General features: G+C 43.6%; 16 protein-coding genes and 1 pseudogene. 8 read left to right on the forward strand and 9 right to left on the reverse strand.

The annotated features are described in order from the left end of the window. Nucleotides 1–101 precede the first annotated feature (101 nt). Together mtrH and MSSIT_RS11695 are read left to right on the forward strand one after the other, a co-directional pair. Nucleotides 102–1,034, forward strand: coding sequence for a tetrahydromethanopterin S-methyltransferase subunit H (gene mtrH, locus MSSIT_RS11690; RefSeq protein WP_048172554.1), 933 nt, complete (start codon nt 102–104; stop codon nt 1,032–1,034). 356 nt (nt 1,035–1,390) lie between these two features. Further along, nucleotides 1,391–1,747 (forward strand): hypothetical protein, encoded by a 357-nt coding sequence (locus tag MSSIT_RS11695; protein WP_048172556.1) that lies wholly within the window; start codon nt 1,391–1,393, stop codon nt 1,745–1,747. Between the two features lie 634 nt (nt 1,748–2,381). On the opposite strand, the gene ilvD is transcribed toward MSSIT_RS11695, so the two are convergent. The 3 genes and pseudogenes from ilvD to tnpA form a co-directional block, all read right to left on the reverse strand. Continuing rightward, entirely contained in the window at nt 2,382–4,043 is a 1,662-nt protein-coding gene (ilvD, locus tag MSSIT_RS11700) for a dihydroxy-acid dehydratase (protein WP_048172558.1), read from the reverse strand. Between the two features lie 1,109 nt (nt 4,044–5,152). Beyond that, nucleotides 5,153–5,434 (reverse strand): annotated as a pseudogene (locus MSSIT_RS11705) (IS1 family transposase); the annotation flags it as partial. A 194-nt stretch (nt 5,435–5,628) separates the two neighbouring features. Further along, nucleotides 5,629–6,048, reverse strand: a complete 420-nt coding sequence (tnpA, locus tag MSSIT_RS11710; RefSeq protein ID WP_048172561.1) for an IS200/IS605 family transposase — start codon at nt 6,046–6,048, stop codon at nt 5,629–5,631. Between the two features lie 35 nt (nt 6,049–6,083). Here tnpA and MSSIT_RS24775 point away from each other — a divergent pair, with 35 nt between their 5' ends. The 4 genes from MSSIT_RS24775 to MSSIT_RS11720 all read left to right on the forward strand — a co-directional run bounded on the left by MSSIT_RS24775 (nt 6,084) and on the right by MSSIT_RS11720 (nt 9,283). Then, a complete protein-coding gene (locus tag MSSIT_RS24775; protein WP_048183464.1) occupies nt 6,084–6,272 on the forward strand; it encodes a hypothetical protein in 189 nt (62 codons plus the stop codon). Between the two features lie 986 nt (nt 6,273–7,258). Beyond that, on the forward strand, nt 7,259–7,516 hold the full coding sequence (locus MSSIT_RS24780; protein WP_231589776.1) for a hypothetical protein: 258 nt from the start codon (nt 7,259–7,261) through the stop codon (nt 7,514–7,516). 9 nt (nt 7,517–7,525) lie between these two features. Continuing rightward, nucleotides 7,526–8,626, forward strand: coding sequence for a PAS domain-containing protein (locus MSSIT_RS11715; protein ID WP_394296914.1), 1,101 nt, complete (start codon nt 7,526–7,528; stop codon nt 8,624–8,626). A 207-nt stretch (nt 8,627–8,833) separates the two neighbouring features. Further along, complete coding sequence (locus tag MSSIT_RS11720; protein ID WP_048172563.1) at nt 8,834–9,283, forward strand: flavodoxin domain-containing protein; 450 nt, start codon at nt 8,834–8,836, stop codon at nt 9,281–9,283. A 225-nt stretch (nt 9,284–9,508) separates the two neighbouring features. Here the strand turns inward: MSSIT_RS11720 and MSSIT_RS11725 are convergent, their stop codons facing one another. From MSSIT_RS11725 to MSSIT_RS11745, 4 genes are all read right to left on the reverse strand, one after another. Further along, nucleotides 9,509–9,763 carry a hypothetical protein gene (locus tag MSSIT_RS11725; RefSeq protein WP_048172565.1) on the reverse strand — a complete coding sequence of 85 codons (255 nt, stop codon included), beginning with the start codon at nt 9,761–9,763 and terminating at the stop codon, nt 9,509–9,511. Nucleotides 9,764–9,870: 107 nt separating this feature from the next. Next, on the reverse strand, nt 9,871–10,668 hold the full coding sequence (locus MSSIT_RS11730; RefSeq protein WP_048172566.1) for a helix-turn-helix transcriptional regulator: 798 nt from the start codon (nt 10,666–10,668) through the stop codon (nt 9,871–9,873). Nucleotides 10,669–11,348: 680 nt separating this feature from the next. Beyond that, nucleotides 11,349–11,756 carry a DUF1699 family protein gene (locus MSSIT_RS11735; RefSeq protein WP_048172568.1) on the reverse strand — a complete coding sequence of 136 codons (408 nt, stop codon included), beginning with the start codon at nt 11,754–11,756 and terminating at the stop codon, nt 11,349–11,351. A 724-nt stretch (nt 11,757–12,480) separates the two neighbouring features. Further along, nucleotides 12,481–13,926, reverse strand: coding sequence for an MBL fold metallo-hydrolase (locus MSSIT_RS11745; RefSeq protein WP_048174737.1), 1,446 nt, complete (start codon nt 13,924–13,926; stop codon nt 12,481–12,483). 360 nt (nt 13,927–14,286) lie between these two features. Here MSSIT_RS11745 and MSSIT_RS11750 point away from each other — a divergent pair, with 360 nt between their 5' ends. Then, nucleotides 14,287–14,694 carry a DUF3303 domain-containing protein gene (locus tag MSSIT_RS11750; protein ID WP_048172572.1) on the forward strand — a complete coding sequence of 136 codons (408 nt, stop codon included), beginning with the start codon at nt 14,287–14,289 and terminating at the stop codon, nt 14,692–14,694. A gap of 101 nt (nt 14,695–14,795) precedes the next feature. On the opposite strand, the gene MSSIT_RS11755 is transcribed toward MSSIT_RS11750, so the two are convergent. Continuing rightward, a complete protein-coding gene (locus MSSIT_RS11755; protein WP_048172574.1) occupies nt 14,796–15,293 on the reverse strand; it encodes a GNAT family N-acetyltransferase in 498 nt (165 codons plus the stop codon). A 550-nt stretch (nt 15,294–15,843) separates the two neighbouring features. Here MSSIT_RS11755 and MSSIT_RS11760 point away from each other — a divergent pair. Then, nucleotides 15,844–16,782, forward strand: coding sequence for a DUF2156 domain-containing protein (locus tag MSSIT_RS11760; protein WP_048172576.1), 939 nt, complete (start codon nt 15,844–15,846; stop codon nt 16,780–16,782). Between the two features lie 599 nt (nt 16,783–17,381). Here the strand turns inward: MSSIT_RS11760 and thiC are convergent. Then, the gene (gene thiC / locus MSSIT_RS11765; RefSeq protein ID WP_048172577.1) at nt 17,382–18,668 is read right to left on the reverse strand and encodes a phosphomethylpyrimidine synthase; all 1,287 of its coding nucleotides are present in this window, start codon (nt 18,666–18,668) and stop codon (nt 17,382–17,384) included. Nucleotides 18,669–18,733: the final 65 nt, after the last annotated feature.

Below are 18,733 nucleotides of genomic sequence, written 5' to 3' on the forward strand. Positions count from 1 at the left end.
TTAAGCAAATTGGTCATAAGGTTAGGAAATTAATCATAAGGTAGTATTAAAGAGTAAAGAGTTAGTGAATTTTGAGAAGTGTGGATTTTGAGGGCGTAAAGATGTTTAAGTTCCAGAAAGAACAGGAAATTGCTAACATTGCAGGAGTAAAGGTAGGCGGACAGCCTGGAGAACTACCTACCTTACTTGCAGGCACTATTTTTTACAATAAACACGAAATCGTGGAAGATGCTGCAAAAGGGCTCTTTGACAGGTCAGCTGCCGAGAAGCTCGTAAACCTGCAGGAAGCGGGTTCGGATATGACCGGAAACCCCCATATGGTCCATATCTTTGGTACGACCCCGGAAAGCATCACTCGTTACATTGATTTTATCGCAGAGGTATCGGATTCTCCTTTTCTGATCGATTCTCCCGAAGGGGCGGTACGTGCACATGCAGCACGATATGTGAGTGAAATAGGGCTAGCAGACCGGACGGTTTACAACTCCATAAACATGAGCATAACTGCTTTCGAAATCGAGGCTCTTGCCCAATCCGATATTGACAGTTCTATTATTCTCGGTTTCAATGCCGTGGACTCCTCTCTCCAGGGCAGGATGGAACTGCTCGAAACAGGGGCAGGGCTGTTAGAAGAGGGTCTGCTCTCAATTGCAGACAGGTGCGGAATCGTAACCAAGCTTATAGACCCGAGCATCACTCCCATGGGAAACGGAGCAGGAATAGCCCTCAGGATGACAATTACCGCTAAAGCAAAATGGGGACATCCCACAGGCTCGGGAATTCACAATGCTCCTTCAGCCTGGAACTGGTTGAACAGGCAGAAGGAAAAAGACCCGGTCCTGTATAAGATCTGCGACGTAGGCTCTACCTGCCTCCAGCAGGCTGCTGCCGGGGATTTTATCCTCTACGGGCCGATAGAGTATGCCCGGTACGTTTTTCCGATGGCTGCGATGAGTGACATCATGATTGCCGAATCCGTGGCCGATCTGGATATAGAGCCCTCAAGCAGGCACCCGATTAACCTGCTGGTTTAATTTGTTTGAATAACCGGCTTGATTCTCTCATTTCCGGTCATTTCTTTTTTTTTCGGTTACAGTCGGTTGTATTATTGTTATTTGGAATCAAAGTTGCCCCGCAAACAGAATTTTTCTTTTAATCTATCATCCGCAGGTGGGATAAAACGGCGTGCTGCAACCCTGCGGTGATAATAACCTGATTTAAGGGAGTATATGTGGTAAGAAATTGGGGTCAGAAATTGGCATATTTTTTAGTCGCTTAATACCATTCAAAAGCTTTGCAACCAAAAGTATTTACTCCCTAGAATTAGATACATTAGATAAAATTCCTTAAAATGGGGATTCCCAGTGGATTAAGATAGGGGAGTAGTATAATGGCCATAATAAAGAATAAAACAAACCATGTAATTCGTTTTGTGGCTTACCGGGCTGACGGGACCGAAATGGCTCAGAAAGCTACCAAGATTCCGTCAGGCAGCAGCCGTTATATAAGTAAGGATTACGCAGGAGGAATTGACTGGTTCATTATTACGGCTTTTCTTCCGGAGAGCGGAATCAGGGATCATGTAGACCTGGACATCCTGCCAGCTGTGAGAGATGGGGATGATGCGCTTACGTTTGCAAAAATAGGAATTGACGAGAAATTTGTGTTTGTAGAAGATACCGATAAGAAAGAATTCCGTTTTTACCATGATGAGGAAGAACCTGAAGGAGAAATTCACGGCTGGTAAGCTAATAAGAATAAAGCCAGATAAGAATAAGCCAGATGAAAGTTAGCCTGTAGGCAGGAGTGCCGCATAAGCGCTTCAAAATTCAGGTTACTCTTCCCGAAATTCTTTTTCGATTTTTGATTTTTTACTTAAATGTCCCGGTCTCCCCCGGGCCGGGTACCGAACCTTTTCTCCCGCCTGCGCAACTAATGCAGATTCCCTTTCTGTGGTCCATGCACTGGCTGCATACAAGTTTTCCGCATAAAGGGCAGGTATGAAGTTTAGCCGGGCACCCGCATATCGAACATAACCCCTCTACTTCCAGAATTTAAGCCTCCTTATTCTCCCACTAAAAGATGTTTTTGGTTAAATGGTTTTAAGCAATTGGTTTTGAATAAATCACTTTGAATGCATCGCTTTGAATAAATGGCTTTAAATTCTAAAGCTAAACCAAATATAGTTTTCAAGCGCTATAAACGTTTCTCGGAGGCCGTATACTCCTGCTTCCATTTGTCTGAGAAATCTTTCCCCTAAACCGGGAACCTCATTACAAAAGAGAGAGAAAAAGAAACGAAATTCTTAAAGAAAAATCCTTGAATCCAGAAAAGAAGAAACGGAGGAAAGTCCTCCTTGAAAATAAAATATTAAATGGTTTTCAGTCAACTATTCCGCCAGTGTTTGCGGAATGGACGGAACGCTGGTACCTGGAAAGGTAACCCGTTACCTCTTTTCTAGGAGGCACAAAAGCAGCTTTACGCTTTTTGAGCTCTTCTTCAGAAACTTTCAGGTCCAGGATCCGTTCAGGAATGTTAATTTCAATGAGATCCCCGTCTTTTACGAGCCCGATTGGTCCTCCTTCGCTGGCTTCTGGCGAGACGTGCCCTATGCAGGGCCCGCGGGTCCCGCCGGAGAAGCGTCCGTCAGTTATCAGAGCCACGGATTCGAGCAGTCCCATTCCTCCGATTGCAGCGGTGGCTGCAAGCATTTCACGCATCCCTGGGCCGCCTTTGGGACCTTCGTACCGGATAACGACAATATCTCCGGGCTTGACATCTCCTGCGAGAATGCTCTTCATGGCATCTTCTTCACAGTCATAGACTTTTGCAGGGCCCGTATGGACACGCATTTTCGGGTCAACTGCAGCCTGTTTAACGACCGAGCCATCTGGAGCAAGGCTGCCTTTGAGGACTGCAATTCCTCCTTCGGCATGGATTGGGTTTTCGAGGGTCGCAATGATATCTTTATTCAGCTTCGGGTTAACTATTTCGAGCTCGTCCAGGTTTTCCCCGATAGTTTTGCCGTTGACTGTGAGCTGGTCAAGGTGGAGTTTTGAAGCGAGCCTCTGCATGACAGCCTCGACTCCGCCTGCCCTATCAAAGTGCAGCATGAAATTAGGGCCTCCGGGCCTTAGGGAGATAAGATGCGGTGTTTTTCTACTCAGTTCATCGAAGGCTTCAAGGGGCAGCTCAAGCCCGAATTCATGGGCAAGGGCAGGAAGGTGCAAAGTTGTGTTTGTGCTTCCTCCGATTGCCATATCGACCATTATGGCGTTTTCAAAGGATTTGTGAGTAACAATTTTCCTCGGGGTGAGGTTCTCTTTTACAAGCTCAACAATGCGCTCTCCGGATTCCTTTGCAATCCGAACCTTTTTTGCGTCCACTGCATGGGCAGTTGCACAGCCCGGGAGACTCAATCCGAGGGCTTCAGTCATGCAGGCCATTGTGTTTGCTGTAAACATTCCGGCACAGGAACCTGCTCCTGCACAGGAAAGGTTTTCAAGCCTTTTAAGCTCTGATTCGGAAATTTTGCCTGCGCTGTAGGCTCCGACTCCCTCAAAGACCGAAATAAGGTCGGTGTATTTGTCGTCCACGTATCCGGGGAGCATTGGACCGCCTGTCACAACAATGGCAGGGATATCGAGCCTGCCTGCTGCCATGAGATGTCCAGGCACGATCTTATCACAGGTGGGGATAAGGACTATCCCATCAAACTGATGGGCTCTGACCATCAGCTCGATCGTATCTTCAATGACTTCCCTACTCGGAAGAGAATATTTCATACCCTCATGCCCCATTGCAAGCCCATCGCAAACCCCTATGGTGTGGAACTCAAAAGGAACCCCTCCGGCGTTCCTTATCCCGGCTTTAACCGCTTCAGCAAGCTTATCCAGATGAATGTGACCAGGAATGATGTCATTCCAGGAATTGACAACCGCAATGAACGGCTTTTTCATTTCCGAATCCGTAACCCCGGTTGCTTTCAGGAGGGAACGATTGGCAGCACGTTCAGGCCCCTCTTTGATAATTGTGCTTCTCATTGTAAGTCTCCTTATTAGAGTCTCCTTATTATCTTGATATTGGAAATTATAGTGGAATTAGTTCTAATGTATAAATGGAAAAAACTTCATAGTATAAACAGGTTGGGGAAGAAAAAGCTGTAAAAAACTCCAAAGAAAAATACCGGGAATCCAAATACGAAGACCCAGGATAAAAAAGTTTTGAGGAAAGGCTGCTGGAAAGATTGTCGGATTAAAATGGATGAAAAATACTGATCAAAAATACTGATGAAAGGTAGCCGAAAAAGGAAAGGTCAAAAAACATTTTTCAATGTGTTCTTCGGAAAGAATGCTCTCCTACATGTGGTATGAAAGAGTAATTCCCGGAAAAAAATATCCGTTAAAGCTACTAATATTGGTGCATAATATCACAAAAAGGTGATTTAATATAATAATATACAAATATTTATATAGCCATTCAAGGGTTTTGAAGTTAGCATAGTGAACGGACCTGCCCGACCTAAATCTACAAGATCACACCCAAGAAAAACACCACACAAAATTTAACCACAACAGGGCAGCTCCCGTTCACAGGATCTTTTTTCACCTTTACAGCTTTTCTACCTGCATAGCCTTTTATCATCTTTATAGATTCTTTTCTCCTCTCAAACCAAAGTTATATTTCGGAACAGAGTAGAATCTTTTCATGTACTTCTGGAATCCTGAGCTTTATGCGTTCAATTCTTCAGCCCAGAAAAGCCGGGGGTTCGAACTCCTCATAAAACTCCCTCTCAAAGGCAACTAAAGGGTGCTTGATGTAGGTTGCAGAGACGGAAAACTCAGTGCCGAAATCGTAACGAGACTGCCTGAAGGTTCAAACCGTCCTGAAAGGTTTTTTTGAAAAGCCTGAGGCCCGGAGGAAAGCTACTTGCTCAGTTTGGGGGAAAGGGGGACTCTCTGGCTGGTTTGCCGCAACCTGGCACCTATTTACACAGAGGGTGCCCGAGAATTTGAAAGAGGAATTCATAGATGAGCTTGTATCCAATTTTATCAAGCTTCATCCTTTGGATAGTGAGGGATATGTCCACGTCCAGATGGTAAGGTTGGAGATAGAGGCAGAGATTGAAAAATAGAAATAAAATAAGGTATTGTTAATTAAATATAGATAACTCTTTCTTTCTGTATTTCATCAATAGAAGAACAGAGTACTTTAGCATTTCAAGACACTTAGTATAACACTTTGTCTTTCGTCTCAACCTTGCCAGAAAGTGCCTTAATATACCGTTATATCCTTCAACTGTATACGTTTCTGCTTTGGATTGAGTATGAATGGTTTCAGGAATAAACTCTGCATATGCCTTCCAGTGATCAGTCATCACTTCTCCAATCTCTTTCTTCTTTAATTTTTCCCAGAGTAGTTGTCCAGTTTTCGTTCTGGAATTTTTGCATCTTGGGTAGTTCATGCAGAAATATAAGTTTTCATAATATATAACTATAATTAACTACCAATACCGGTAAAAACAATTTAAAGAAACCATATAACCGTAATCGAAAATCAAATTGCGGACGGCCACCCTACCTTAAAAGGTAGGGTATGCTTCGGGCCGTCCGCCTATTTCTGGGGAAGTTAGAAATCGGTTAGTTTCAATTGTCCAGATTTCTTTATTCTATTAGATCTAATCTCTTTTTTTGGTTTTCCTTGGGATTCGTTAATATAATGCCTGATTGTGTCAGCAGTTACATTCCCAATTGATCTATAGAACTTGCCACTTGACCAGAAACTTCCACCCCAGTATTTTTCCCTTAATTCAGGATGAAGCTTAAATAATCTGTAAGAATTTCCTCCTTTTAGGTGTTGAATTACCTTGGATAGTGAGATGCTTGGATGGAATTCCACACACAAGTGCACATGATCTTCTACTACTTCCATGGCATGTATTCTATAGCCTTTCTCAGTAAAAATATTTTTGAGGATTGATTCGTAATCCTTTTTAACTTTCTTGTTGTAGAATATTTTGAATCTGTAGGCTATGGTGTCAAAAAACATTATATTGAAAAAAGTGACGATTTTAGATTTTTAAGGTGTATATCGAAAAACCTGCGAGGGTTCACTTCATCCCAGACTTGAAAGTCTGGGCATTCGTGACCCTCTGCGCTCCCATAGCAGTAAAGAAAGGACGGGAAAGGAAATCGGCAAGAGGGCTGAGGTCAACAAAAGCTAAGGTTAACAAAACTGAGGTAAAAAAACTAAGGTCAACAAAATTGAGGTAAAAAAGTTAAAATAAAAGATCTCGGGTACGAGCGATAGAAATAAGAATAGCATAAATAAGTAAACTGATAGGAAGAAATAGTTTCAGATCAAAGGAATCGCAGTAAGGCTCCCTCAAAACCTTACCGAGATCCTTTTATGGAGGTTTTTATGTTTTTTGGACTATTTTTTCCACTCTAGCCTTTTCAGACTTTAGCCATTTTTTTGGTTTTTTAGCCATTTTTTGGTTTCTTAGCCATTTTTTTGGGTTTTTAGCCATTTTTTGGTTTTTTAGCCATTTTTTGGTTTTTTAGCCATTTTTTGGTTTTTTAGCCATTTTTTGGTTTTCTAGCCATTTTTTGGTTTTCTAGCCATTTTTTAGTTTTTTAGCCATTTTATGTATTCCGTATTCGCGTGTGTTCACGGTATTATATACTTCCTGAAACCCGCTTTAGATTCATTTTTGGTCGGTTAATATCCTTATCGGATACTGTTATTGTTTTGTTGGGGTTCGTGAAGGGTTCATGACATATCTTGCGGGTTCACAGTTTTATCCAGCCAGCTGTTTTTTGGTGGTATGGTAATGGGGTTTTTCTGGCTGGCAGGGCCGTATCTCAAATACGGAATACGGAAGCTTATTACCTTCAAGGTAGTATATATAAATTTCTATTATATTGCAAAAATGAATACGGGGGGCATAGGCGGCTTTTGGAAAGCGCCATGATTTTTATATAAATACTTTTCGCCTTTGCTCGATGCCGTTAAACTGGAAAAGAGGTTCCGGGATCAAAAAAACTGATATTTGATAAAAACACAATTATATATTTAAAATCGAACGTAAAACTACAGGAAAACGTGCTTACGGCAAATATACGAACTGGCAAATTCACATACAAGCGAAGACAGGCAAAATTGTGATCCGGTGTACCTTCAGGCAGATCTGCAGTTTCCAAAACGTTGTCCCGGAAAAGTCTATTGAAAACATCCCTGTGCAGGCGGTTAGAAGAAAATGGACAGTGAGACTTCAGAAAACAGAGGCAAACTAAATACCTCTCTTCACGTAGCAGATGCTGAGGACGGCGAAAGGGGAAAAGCCCTCCATGCAGCTCTGGAAAGGGAAGAAGCCCTGAGAACTATAATCAATAACAGTCAGGTAGTAGTATTTCTCTGGAAAAACGAAGAAAAATGGCCTGCAGAATTTGTTTCGGAAAACGTGGTGAACTTCGGATACACGGTAGAAGATTTCATATCGGGAAGGGTACTATAAGGGGACATTATACATCCTGATGACCTTGGAAAAGTTGAAGAGGAGCTTGAAAAAAGAATTCGAAGCGGATCTCCGGATTTCAATATGGAATACAGGATTTTTACAAAAACCGGAAAAATAAGCTGGGTTAACGAAAGGACTTTTATCCAGAGAGAGGGAGACGGGAAAGTTATCGGCTTTCAGGGAATAGTGCTGGATATAACCTCAAGGAAAAAAATAGAAGAAGCCCTGAAAAAATCCCTCGAAATGCAGAAAATGCTGAAAACAATAATAAACAAGAGCTCAGCAGTAGCTTTCCTATGGAAAAATATGGAAAACTGGCCTGTAGAGTTCGTTTCTGAAAATATAACACAATTTGGTTATTCCGTTGAAGCCTTCACTTCGGGTAGGCTCCTTTATGGGGATATAATTCATAAAGAGGATATCAATTCGGTTTCTCAAAGTCTCGAGCGCGCAGTCAGGGAGGGTTTTGATTCTTTTGAGATGGAATACCGGGTCTTAACAGGGGGCGGTAAAATCCGCTGGGTTGAGGAGAGGACGTATATCAAGCGCAATAGTGAAGGTGTCCCTATTCACTTTCAGGGGATAGTTCTTGATGTTACCGAGAGAAAGGAAGCGCAGGGGATGCTTGACATTCAGCGGGAACTCGGGATGTCCCTTAGCAGCACCCTGAACCTCAAGACCGTGCTTTCCCTTATCCTTGATGCCTGTCTGCAAATAAAAGAGCTCGATGCTGGCGGCATATACTTAAGAGACGAGCTTCTGGACCAGATTAATCTTATGGCGCACAGAGGGCTTTCATCTGAGTTTGTGAAAAGAGTTTCGACATACAGAGCCGACTCCCCGGAAGCAAAGAAGGTCTGGATTGAGAAACCCATTTACAGACTGGATTTCTATGCTGAAAAGATGGCAGACCTTCTAAGGACGGAAAAGATCACTGCAGTTGCAGTCATTCCTATGAAGCACAGAGGTGAGATAATAGGCAGCCTGAACTTTGCATCCCATACGGTGGACAGGATTCCCCATAACGTCCGCAATTTCCTGGAGAGCATCGCCCTTCAGGTAGTGAACTATATAGCTCCCATCCGCATAAAGGCATACCTTAGATAAGGGAAGCTGTCTTAAGCTTGAACTACATCCGGACGACGAAATCCTTATTTAAAATAATTTTTATAATCATTGTTGAATTGGGGAGAGAAAGCTCCAGGGCATGCCTTCAAGCTCTGAGCTTTTGATACGCAACTGCCGGTTTTTGCTCTCCTTTTTCCGGAGTTTGCATTAATCAGACTATATTAGATCGCTAGAGGGGGATACAGGTTGAAAGCAATAGTAGTCTATCTAAGTACCTCAGGGAATACCAAAGCTATGGCCGAGGCTATAGGAAACGGGATCGAATCAAAGAATGTGGATACAAAAGTTGTCAGTTTCTATGACGTGAAGCTCGAGGAACTCAAGGAAGCCGAAGCAATTGCCGTTGGTTCTTCTACTTTTTACTACAAAATGCTGTTGCCCATGGAAAAGTTCATGGATGAGACTCTTGTTGCCTCAATCCCTCAGGGGAAGATAGGAGCTGCTTTTGGGTCTTACGGGTGGAGCGGAGAAGCCCCCATCTTGATAGCTGAAAAGATGCGGGAAATGGGAATGACTGTGATGGACCCTGTACTCAGGATCCTGCACAAACCCACTGACAAGGATCTGCAGGAATGCAAGCGGCTGGGCATTGATATTGCAGAAAAAGTGAAGCATAAAAGCACAAAGGCAGAGTAAAAAGCAGCAATAAAATAAAAACCTCAAGAAAGTACAGGTCTCAAGAAAGTGAGAATAAAACAGTATCCTGATGGAGTGAAAAGCTAAACTTTACTCCGAAAAGAGGAAACAGACCGGGCATAGAGGAAAGCTCGGCTTAAGAGAAGGCCCTGCTAAAAATGAAGATTTTTGAATTTCAAAAATAACTTCTCCAAGGATGTTAAATAATAAGTGGCCTAAATAATTTCAGGGCCATTTTTCCATACTCTCCACCGAGCTGATCATGGAAAAGGGAATTCTGTACCTGAAAGGCGGAAAAACTGCGACCATGCCGTCGGAACCTATCAGGAATCGCATATCATAAAAGCTCCACATTGCAGCAAGGTAAATGAGAAGGATAAGCGGCAGAAAGTACCTTTTTTCAGGATCAGTCCCAAAGCCGAAAAGCCCGTTTTGGGAAAAAATGTAAAATGCCAGGATAGGGAGCAGCCCTGTAACCATAAGGAATCTTATTTGTTCACTATAAGCCGTCTTCTGTTCGTAATAGCTTATAATGACTCGCCTCCTGTGATCTTACTTCCTTTTTTTCAATATTTCTGGTAGTTTAATCATTTATGAGGAATTTCGGTAACCAGGGTCGAATCCAGCAGCAGTTTATTGAATAGTTCGGTGCCCAGCTGAATGGCTGAAGGTTCGTAGCTTACAAGGTTCTCTCTGTCAAAGTGCCTCTGGTTCTTTGGGAAAAGGGATATCAGGAAAAACTTCTCGCTAACAGCAAGATTTGCAATCTTCATTTCTCCCGAATACCGGTAAAATTCCACATTATCTAGAGACATCATAAGTCGGAAGTCTTCAGTATAGTCTGTAGAGTACCGCTCAAGCACCGGTTCCGACATGAGAAAAGTGAATTCTGTTCCCTTTTTTGCAAGCTCCTGGCAGAGAGCTATCAGAGGCTGGTTAAAGTAGGCTAGGGATTCAAAAATGCTGCTGGACTTAGATAGTTTTTCCACAACTTCCGGGTCGAGTTCGAACATACGGTCCAGGTCAGGCTGTATCAGTTTACATTTCCCAAGTTCTCCAAGCCGCACCCTGAAGGAAGGTGGAATTCCCTGAAGGTCTTTTTCCGACCAGTAATCAAAGTTATCTTCAAAAAGTTCTATAGTGCTGATAAGGGGCTGCATTTTTTCAACGAGGACTTTGCCTATAGGAGAAAGAGTGTAGATCTTGTCTACCTGAACGACTAGAGACATATCTTTTAATTTTTTTATCTGGGGAAGGATAGAAGTGGAAGCTGCCTGAAGGGCTTCCGTGATTTCATCCATGTTTTTGGGCCCGCTTTTCAAAAAAAGTAATAACTGTTTTCGCTTATCGGAGAGAAAAATCAGCTCTATCAGTTCCAGTTTCACCCTTCAGTCTCCTGTATTGTTATAAGATTCAAAAGATTGCAGATAAGACTAAAAAGATTACAGTCGCCAAAAATATATAAGTTATTACGTTTTCTCTCCCTTTCTGTCCAAAAAGCAGAGATTCATTTAATAAGTCAGGTAATCTTAATAAGTCCCGGTACCCAAAGGTAAAGACTGACAAAAAATCCAATCCTGAAAGTCCAAACTCGAGTATTTTGATTTTATATGTCCAGGGCTGCCTGGTAGACTCAAATCTGGTAAGTCTTATCTGATAATTCTATTTTAATTCGAAAAAACTATACAATATTCGTAAAATATTATGATATATATTAGTAAAATATTATGACATGCAAGATTTATAAAAAATAAAAAATGAACATTTGCAAAATGAACACTTGTGAAATGAACATTTGGTTATATTTACATTTATATTCACAGTCATATACAGTAAAAAACTGCTTGTGTCTACCTGAAGTTACCTGCTCTGACAGCTTTTTCCAGATATATGTTAATTATTTTTCAGAACATGAAAATTCAGGCCCCTTAAACTCAAAGTTCTAAGCTGGAAATTGTAATGACAGATAAGGGTTTGAAAGATTCCTGGTCTTCCAACATTTCTTATCTGTATTGAAGAGTATAAGGAAAATCCCATATCGAATAAAGTCTGTGCCAACAGGACTTCAGGCCGGAGCTTCCTTTGTCAGGATGTAAGCAACCATTTCAGGGTTCAGCTTGCTTTCCCTTGAAACCTTTTCTTCGATTCTCTCAGCAGGTGTGCCTTCCATCTTCAGTTCTCTTATCTTCTCAATCACTGAGGACGGGATACTGTAATATTCATTAATGTCTTTCCTGTGTCCCCAGACATCACCCTCAATAAGCTGGACTCTCTGCATCTCAAGGAACATTTCTATGGACTTTGAAACCGTGCGCCTGTATGATTTGGGTAGCTGAATTACCTCAATCTTCGGACAAGTTTCCACCAGTGCAAAAATGTCTTTGTTCGAAGGCCTGAAAGCCAGGTGAACAACACGTTCATTAGGGTTAAGTGTAAAGATTTCTTCCCTGGAACTAACTACTCTAATTTTCATTATGTCTTCCCCCACTATAAAGTTCTTTTATGTTTTTACCTCATTATAAAGTACTTATACTTATTATAAATATTTATCTACCACGCCCGTTAATTTTTAGGCAGTTTTCTGCATTTTCAGCCCTCTCTCATAACTTAAAAAGTGACGGGGAAATCCCGGAAAGGTGATAAGAACAGGCATGAAGTATTCGGAATCAGGGAATCTTCAACTTCTCCGGTGAATCTCCCTGCAGGAGAATCCTGGAGAATAATAAAAGAGAATAAATGCAATTGGGGGAAATCGTTAATACAATTCCGTAAACCTGAACCCGTAGTATACTATTTTCAGGAGCTTACCCTTTAACTTGAGATACAGTTCAACAGCTGCCCTGCCCTCAAAAATTGGAGGCTACATGGACAGAGCTGCACTGAAAGTTATTCATAAGATACCACAGGCGTTGGAGCAATTCTCAGAGTACTTCCTTGCCTCTGCATAGCCGGTAAAAACGTATCTCATGCTCCATAAATAAAACCTGGTAAAAATCGCAACTTTCAGAAATGAAATAAACTGAAACTTTCTCTATCCGACATACATTTTATCAGCCTGCTTTCCGGGAAGGATTCACATAAATTATTGGAAAAATTTCATTACGAACTTTTTTCTCTCCGAATATTTTCAATGTTACCTATGCAGAGGAATGTATAATCGGAATGTACAGAGGCTTTTGAAGAAAATAATCTTCTTTTTATTTCCCCTGCTGAATAACCGCTGTCTCTTTCTTACCTGCTTTTCCAGCCCAGGAAAGAGCGCACATAGGACATTCCGGTCCGAAACCTGCGGCATTGTATCCGGTCATTCCGCCTGCCGCGTTATTCACCCTGGAAAATCCGTGTTTCTTGAGAATGCTGCACCCAATACCTGACCTTTGCCCCGTGCTGCAAATTACTGCATACTCAGCTTCAGGGTCAAGTTCCCTATACCTTTCCCTCAGGTCCTGGACCTGAATATTTAATGCATTTTCTATATGGAAGCTCTCATACTCGGAAGGAGCCCTGACATCCAGAATCAAAGGAGGGTTTTTACTTCTGGCCCATTCATAGAGTTCAGGAATCGATACCTGGGGCACATGGGAAGCCCTTAATCCGGCAGTTGCCCAGGCAAACATTTCCCCGCTAAGAAAACCAACTATCCTGTCAAGCCCAACCCTGTGCAGCCAGACCGCAGATTCCCTTGCATTTTCCTCACTATCCGAGACGAGCAGGATCTGCTTTTCGGGAGGCAGGAGCCAGCCAGCGTAGGTAGCAAAGTTACTCCTGAGGTCGATGCACCAGGCGCCTGGGACATGCTCCCCCCCGAAATTGTCATAGTGGCGGCTGTCAAGAACTTCCGTGTCGTACCTGCCGGCAAACCTGAAAAACTCCCCCGGAGGAAGCTCTTTCAGGGGCGGAATTTCTCTGAGTTTTGTGAGCCCTTTCCGGTTGATTTCGGAGCAACGGCTAAAATGGTCGGGAGCAGGGGGCATATCGGTTGTTAGGTTTTCTATGAACCCCTCTCTATCAGGGATCTGAAGGGCATAATTGTATTTGCGTTCGTATCCGATTGTGCTCGAACGTTTGGCACCCATAGCCCTTCCGCAGAGCGAGCCTTCCCCATGTGCAGGATAGACCTCGCAGGAGTCAGGAAGGGAGAGCAGTTTTTTGTGCAGGCTGTCGTAAAGTATGGAAGCCAGTTCTCTGGCCTTTCCTGGAAAGAGGTCAGGTCTGCCCACATCCCCCACAAAAAGGGTGTCCCCGCAAAAAACAGCAGTCGGGTCAGGCCCTCTGGAAGTATCCGAAACTACATAACTGATATGTTCAGGGGTATGGCCCGGAGTTTCCAGTACCCTTACAGTCATGTCCTCGATTTCGAACTTATCCTCTTCGACAAGCCCTACATGTTCAAACTCACATTTTGCAGCTTCAGGGGCGTAGATAGGCGCTCCCGTAAGTTCGGCAAGGTCCATATGCCCGGAGACAAAATCTGCATGCAGATGGGTCTCCAGGATGTGGGTAATTTTCAGGCCCCTGGATTTTGTCTCTCTTATATAGACTTCTACATCCCTTTGCGGGTCAATGACCGCACAGCTTTTTTTCCCTGCAAGAATATATGAACTGTGTGCTATGCCTCTCACAAAAAATGGAATTATTTGCATACTATTTTCCCCCGATAAACAGGTTTGTAACGTAACAAAAGTCCTGTAAAATATGATTGCTTCTGTATCATAAAAGATTATCTTTACGATCAGGAAGATTGAATTCACCAGATAATTACGTATTTTTCTGGGCAGGCCATGTTTCAGGTTTTTTTTCCAAACATTCTCTTCAAAACCTTTTCTTCAAACCTTTTCCTTAACCTTTTTTCCTTAACCTTTTTTCGAAACATTCCTTCCGGAAATTATATGCCCGTTTGAAGACAAACAACACTTAACTTTGCGAAATGTATTCTTGAATCCGATTAAAGTTCAATAGAACAGAATTTGGATCTATTTTTAATATTGGGGGTGTCAGGTACAATGTTATTGATGGATATCATCACCTGGGAGCCGAAAGACTCCGAAAAGGTCAAGAGTAGCTACATGAACTATGAGTACCCGCAGGGTTTGAAAGTAATCGACGAGTGGATAGACCTTGCAGGCTACCGGATGTTTCTGATTTACGAGGCTGACGACGAAAAGGTTTACGCGGCTGCCAACCTTCCTTTTGTAGGGCTCTGCAGGTTCGAAACCTTCCCGGTCATGAAGCCAGGAAAGTATATGGAGGTGGTTCAGGAACTTGCAGGAAAAGCCGGTCAGGAGGTTGAAACTTCAGCCCCTGGCGAAGGAGCCGCAGGAGAAGAAGTCCTGACACAAATAGAGAACCTTGAAAAAAGAATTCAACGCCTGGAACACCACTCTTTCATCCAGCAGGAAGACACAACATAAACCCCGGATGCTTAATCCGGGAAAGGGTCTTTAAGAGCTGGGCGTCAACAGGGTAGGAGAGGATAAGGGTCGGACAGGAGCCTGTGCAGGTTCTCTCAAACTTATTTTTCAAGCGCACTTTCGAATTTGTCCGACCCCATCCTGTAAATGTGCCAGCCGTTAACAGGACCTGCTCCGAAGTACTCATAAAACTCTCTGGCAGGGTTCCAGTCGAGCACTGTCCACTCCATCCTTCCGCAGTTCCTCTCTTTTGCAAGCTTTACGCAGTGGAGGAACATTGCTTTTCCAATTCCTTTTCCCCGGAATTCGGGTTTCACGAAAATGTCTTCGATATAGAGCCCCTGCCTCCCTACAAAGGTGGAGAAGTTGTGGAAAAAGACCGTAAAGCCCGCAGGTACCCCGTCAAGTTCGGCAAAGAAAACCTCAGCATAGGCCTTTTCCCCGAACATGGACTCTTTCAGGTTCTCTTCGGTAGCTTTGACCAGATGGGAGAGTTTTTCGAACTCAGCAATGCCTTTGACAAATTCAAGAATAAGGGAAACATCTTCTTTTTTTGCAGTGCGGATATTCAAACCGGTTTTTGTCTCAATTTCGGCCATTTTTATTCCTTTTTTAAGTTGATCAATTAATATAATACCATAAAATCTGAAGAGGCTACATATGCTTTCTTCCAATATTCAAACGTTAAACTATTAGATCGAAGATTATATTTTAATGTATTTTGTAGAAGTTTAATGCATTTTGTAGAAGTGAGTTTCCCCTGCATGAGTCCCGAAGACTAAATAATTATTTAGTAAAAGATTTTACCATATGGGGTTTTATAGGACTGAACATATTATTAATGCCTGAATAACTGTTAATCACTGATTATACCTTTCTAGTCCTCTAAACCAAATTTAAAGCCAGATGAAAGTCCTGTTCAAAACTAAAAGAAGATCTGAGATTATGAAAATATCTGACATTAAGAAAATATCTGGCACTATTATGGAAAGTGAAGAGCATTCTGAATTACCAGTTATTTTTTGAACCTTAACAGAATTCTAACTCAAACCTGGGAACCGATAAAATGAGGGTACAGATTCAAACACCGGCAAATTCACGTATTGCAGTTTCAGAACATTTTTTTCATGTTTTTAAAGGTGATCTTTGATGCTCAGCCTGGAAGATTTCAAGCCGGTCACGCTTGCTGACAGGACTTTTTTCGAGCGTTATTATGCGCTTTACCCGCAAACCCACAGCAGCAACACGTTCACGAACATGGTCTGCTGGAACCATTTTACACCTTATCGGTATGCGTATGTAAACGGGAATGTGATTATCTCGTGCACTACCGAAGGAGTTACCAGATTTCACCAGCCGATAGGTCCCAGGGACCCTGAACTTATGCGTGAGCTTATACGGCTGGCACTGGATGTGAGCGACGAAACTCCCATTGAGCTCATCGATCCGGGTACTGCACAGTGGATGCAGGAGCTCGATCCCGGGCTCGTGCTGGTCCCGGACCGGGACAATTTCGAATATGTGTACAGGGCATCTGACCTTGCGGAACTCCCGGGGAAGAAGTTCCAGAAAATCCGCAGCCATCTCAACAGGTTCCGGAAGAACTGTTTGAATACGGTTGAACTGGTAATATCCGAAAACCTGGAAGAAGTAATGAAATTCCTTAAAAAATGGTCTGAGTGGAAGGGGTGCAGGAAAAATTTAGTCCTTGCCAGCGAAATCGGAGCGGCTCTCTATGCGGTAGAACATTTCAACGAACTCCCTCTGCAGGGTCTTCTGATCCGGGTAGATTCCGAGATCGGCGCTATTTCTCTCTATGAGTGTCTCAACACGGACACTGCGATCATCCACTTTGAGAAAGGTCTTCCGGATTGTGAAGGGATCTATAAAGCTATCAATGAGGAAACCGCATCAGTTCTTGCAGGCGAGGTGGAATACATCAACAGGGAAAGCGACCTCGGGGTTGGTGGCCTTCGGGAAGCAAAGCTGCGGTACCACCCGCATCACATGGTCGAAGTATATTCGCTTAACCGCCCGAATTGCGCTTCGGGAGCACGCGGTCCTTTTCGCTGCGCTCAAGAGGACTAAAATTACAGGTCTTCTGATCCGTACAACCATATCCACTATACTGAGTCGTTCTTGTCCCGCTCGACGCAGGAGAGCGGTCGTCTCAAAAAATTGAAAAAATAAAAGTAAGAGGAAAATGGTCAAATTACCTGCAGGATGTAAATATGACTTAAACTTTCTAAAAATATGACTTAGACTTTCTAAAAAATACTTGTTTTCAATTTCCTTCTTTAGTCTCAATTTTCTTTCTGCTTTTTGTGCAGGGCCTCCAGACAAGCTGGCGGAGGAGCTGGTATTTACATGTGGATTAATTACGTTTTTTGGGGTATTGGAAAGTATTTTTCGAGCAAGGGGGACTTTTTTCCATAGTATTAAATTCTCTTAATACCAGCCTGAATTCACCTGTCCTTTTTCTTACTCAGGGCGGCCGGCTTTGGCCCGGCAGAACGCAGAAGAGAAAGATGGAAGTTTCATCTTCGAGTACTCTGAATAGTACAAATCGATTAATAAAGAACAGCCAATCCATTTGTGAAAGAAAAAAGAAATTGAAAGAAGAAAAAGGAATTGAAAGAAAAAATAGAATCGGAAGAAGAGGAAATAAAGAAATTACTCTTCTTGCTTCATTCTTCTGCCTTCTTTTCCCCGAAAGCTTCTTTTACGATCTTAACTGCACAGAGTTCGCCGCACATGGAACAGGCATCGCTTTCCGTCTTTCGGGCATCCCGGATTTTGCGAGCGCGATCGCTGTCGATTGCAAGTTCGAACTGCTTTTCCCAGTCGAGGTCCCTGCGGGCATAGGCCATGGCCGTGTCCTGTTTCCAGGCGCGTTTTCTTTGCCCTTCTTTTATGAGGTCAATTGTGTGGGCTGCGAGCTTTGTTACGAGCAGGCCTTCTTTGATATCTTCGAGGGAGGGGAGAGCGAGGTGTTCGGAAGGGGTTACCATGCAGAGGAAGTCCGTGCCGTGCATCCCGGCAACTGCGCCTCCTATCGCTCCGGTTATGTGGTCAAAACCGGGAGCGATATCGGTGACCAGGGGGCCAAGGAGGTAGAGTGGGGCTCCGTCGCAGAGCTCTTTCATGCCCCTGACGCTGAGCTCGATCTCGTTTAAGGGGACGTGCCCGGGGCCTTCCACAAAGGTCTGGACATTGGCTGCCCTTGAGCGTTTTACAAGCTCTCCGAGGGTGATGAACTCCATGAACTTGGGGCGGTCGGAGGCATCGGCAATACAGCCGGGGCGCATACCGTCTCCAAGGCTGAGGGTCATGTCGTATTCTTTTGCGATTTCAAGGAGATAGTCAAATTCGGCGTAGAAGGGGTTGTCTTCCCCGTTGTGGAGCATCCAGGCCAGGGTAAATGAGCCCCCGCGGCTGACCACGTTCATGATCCTGTCGCTCTGGCGCAGGCGTTCGAGGGAGTTTAAGTTGACCCCGGCATGCACGGTCACAAAGTCCACGCCCTGTTCGGCATGCTTCCGGACAGCGTTGAACATGTCGTCCGAGGTCATTTCCACGACAACTTTCCGGGACGCTGCCGCCTGGTAGATAGGGACGGTGCCTACAGGGATGTTTACGGCTTTGAGGATGCGGGTACGGATCTCGTTCAGGTCTCCTCCGGTGGAGAGGTCCATAACTGCATGAGCCCCGAAGGCTTTTGCAGCTTTTGCTTTCTCTACCTCGGCATCAATGTCGATGCAGTCCCTTGATGTGCCGACGTTGGCATTGATTTTTGTGCTCATGTATTTGCCAATCCCGACAGGGAGGGTTTCTCGCCTGTTGTTCTTCGGAATGGCTATCAGGCCCTTTGCCACGCAGGAGCGGACCGTTTCGGCATCTATTCCTTCAGCTTTTGCCACGTCTTCTATTGAGGGGGTGACGATTCCCTTTTTAGCGTCTTCCATCAGCGTCATTGTTACTCCGTATGATGAGGGGGAATGGGTAAGTATTAGAATGTATCAATTGTACAGAACGATCC

It is taken from the genome of Methanosarcina siciliae T4/M, assembly GCF_000970085.1.
GTDB lineage: Archaea > Halobacteriota > Methanosarcinia > Methanosarcinales > Methanosarcinaceae > Methanosarcina > Methanosarcina siciliae.

Coding starts and splice junctions, on each gene's coding strand:
- MSSIT_RS11745 (WP_048174737.1), bottom strand. CDS start 13,926: ATGCAAATAATTCCATTTTTTGTGAGAGGCATAGCACACAGTTCATAT.
- MSSIT_RS11695 (WP_048172556.1), top strand. CDS start 1,391: ATGGCCATAATAAAGAATAAAACAAACCATGTAATTCGTTTTGTGGCT.
- MSSIT_RS11750 (WP_048172572.1), top strand. CDS start 14,287: ATGTTATTGATGGATATCATCACCTGGGAGCCGAAAGACTCCGAAAAG.
- mtrH (WP_048172554.1), top strand. CDS start 102: ATGTTTAAGTTCCAGAAAGAACAGGAAATTGCTAACATTGCAGGAGTA.
- thiC (WP_048172577.1), bottom strand. CDS start 18,668: ATGACGCTGATGGAAGACGCTAAAAAGGGAATCGTCACCCCCTCAATA.
- MSSIT_RS11725 (WP_048172565.1), bottom strand. CDS start 9,763: ATGGTTACAGGGCTGCTCCCTATCCTGGCATTTTACATTTTTTCCCAA.
- tnpA (WP_048172561.1), bottom strand. CDS start 6,048: ATGTTTTTTGACACCATAGCCTACAGATTCAAAATATTCTACAACAAG.
- MSSIT_RS11755 (WP_048172574.1), bottom strand. CDS start 15,293: ATGGCCGAAATTGAGACAAAAACCGGTTTGAATATCCGCACTGCAAAA.
- MSSIT_RS11735 (WP_048172568.1), bottom strand. CDS start 11,756: ATGAAAATTAGAGTAGTTAGTTCCAGGGAAGAAATCTTTACACTTAAC.
- MSSIT_RS24780 (WP_231589776.1), top strand. CDS start 7,259: ATGGACAGTGAGACTTCAGAAAACAGAGGCAAACTAAATACCTCTCTT.
- MSSIT_RS11760 (WP_048172576.1), top strand. CDS start 15,844: ATGCTCAGCCTGGAAGATTTCAAGCCGGTCACGCTTGCTGACAGGACT.
- ilvD (WP_048172558.1), bottom strand. CDS start 4,043: ATGAGAAGCACAATTATCAAAGAGGGGCCTGAACGTGCTGCCAATCGT.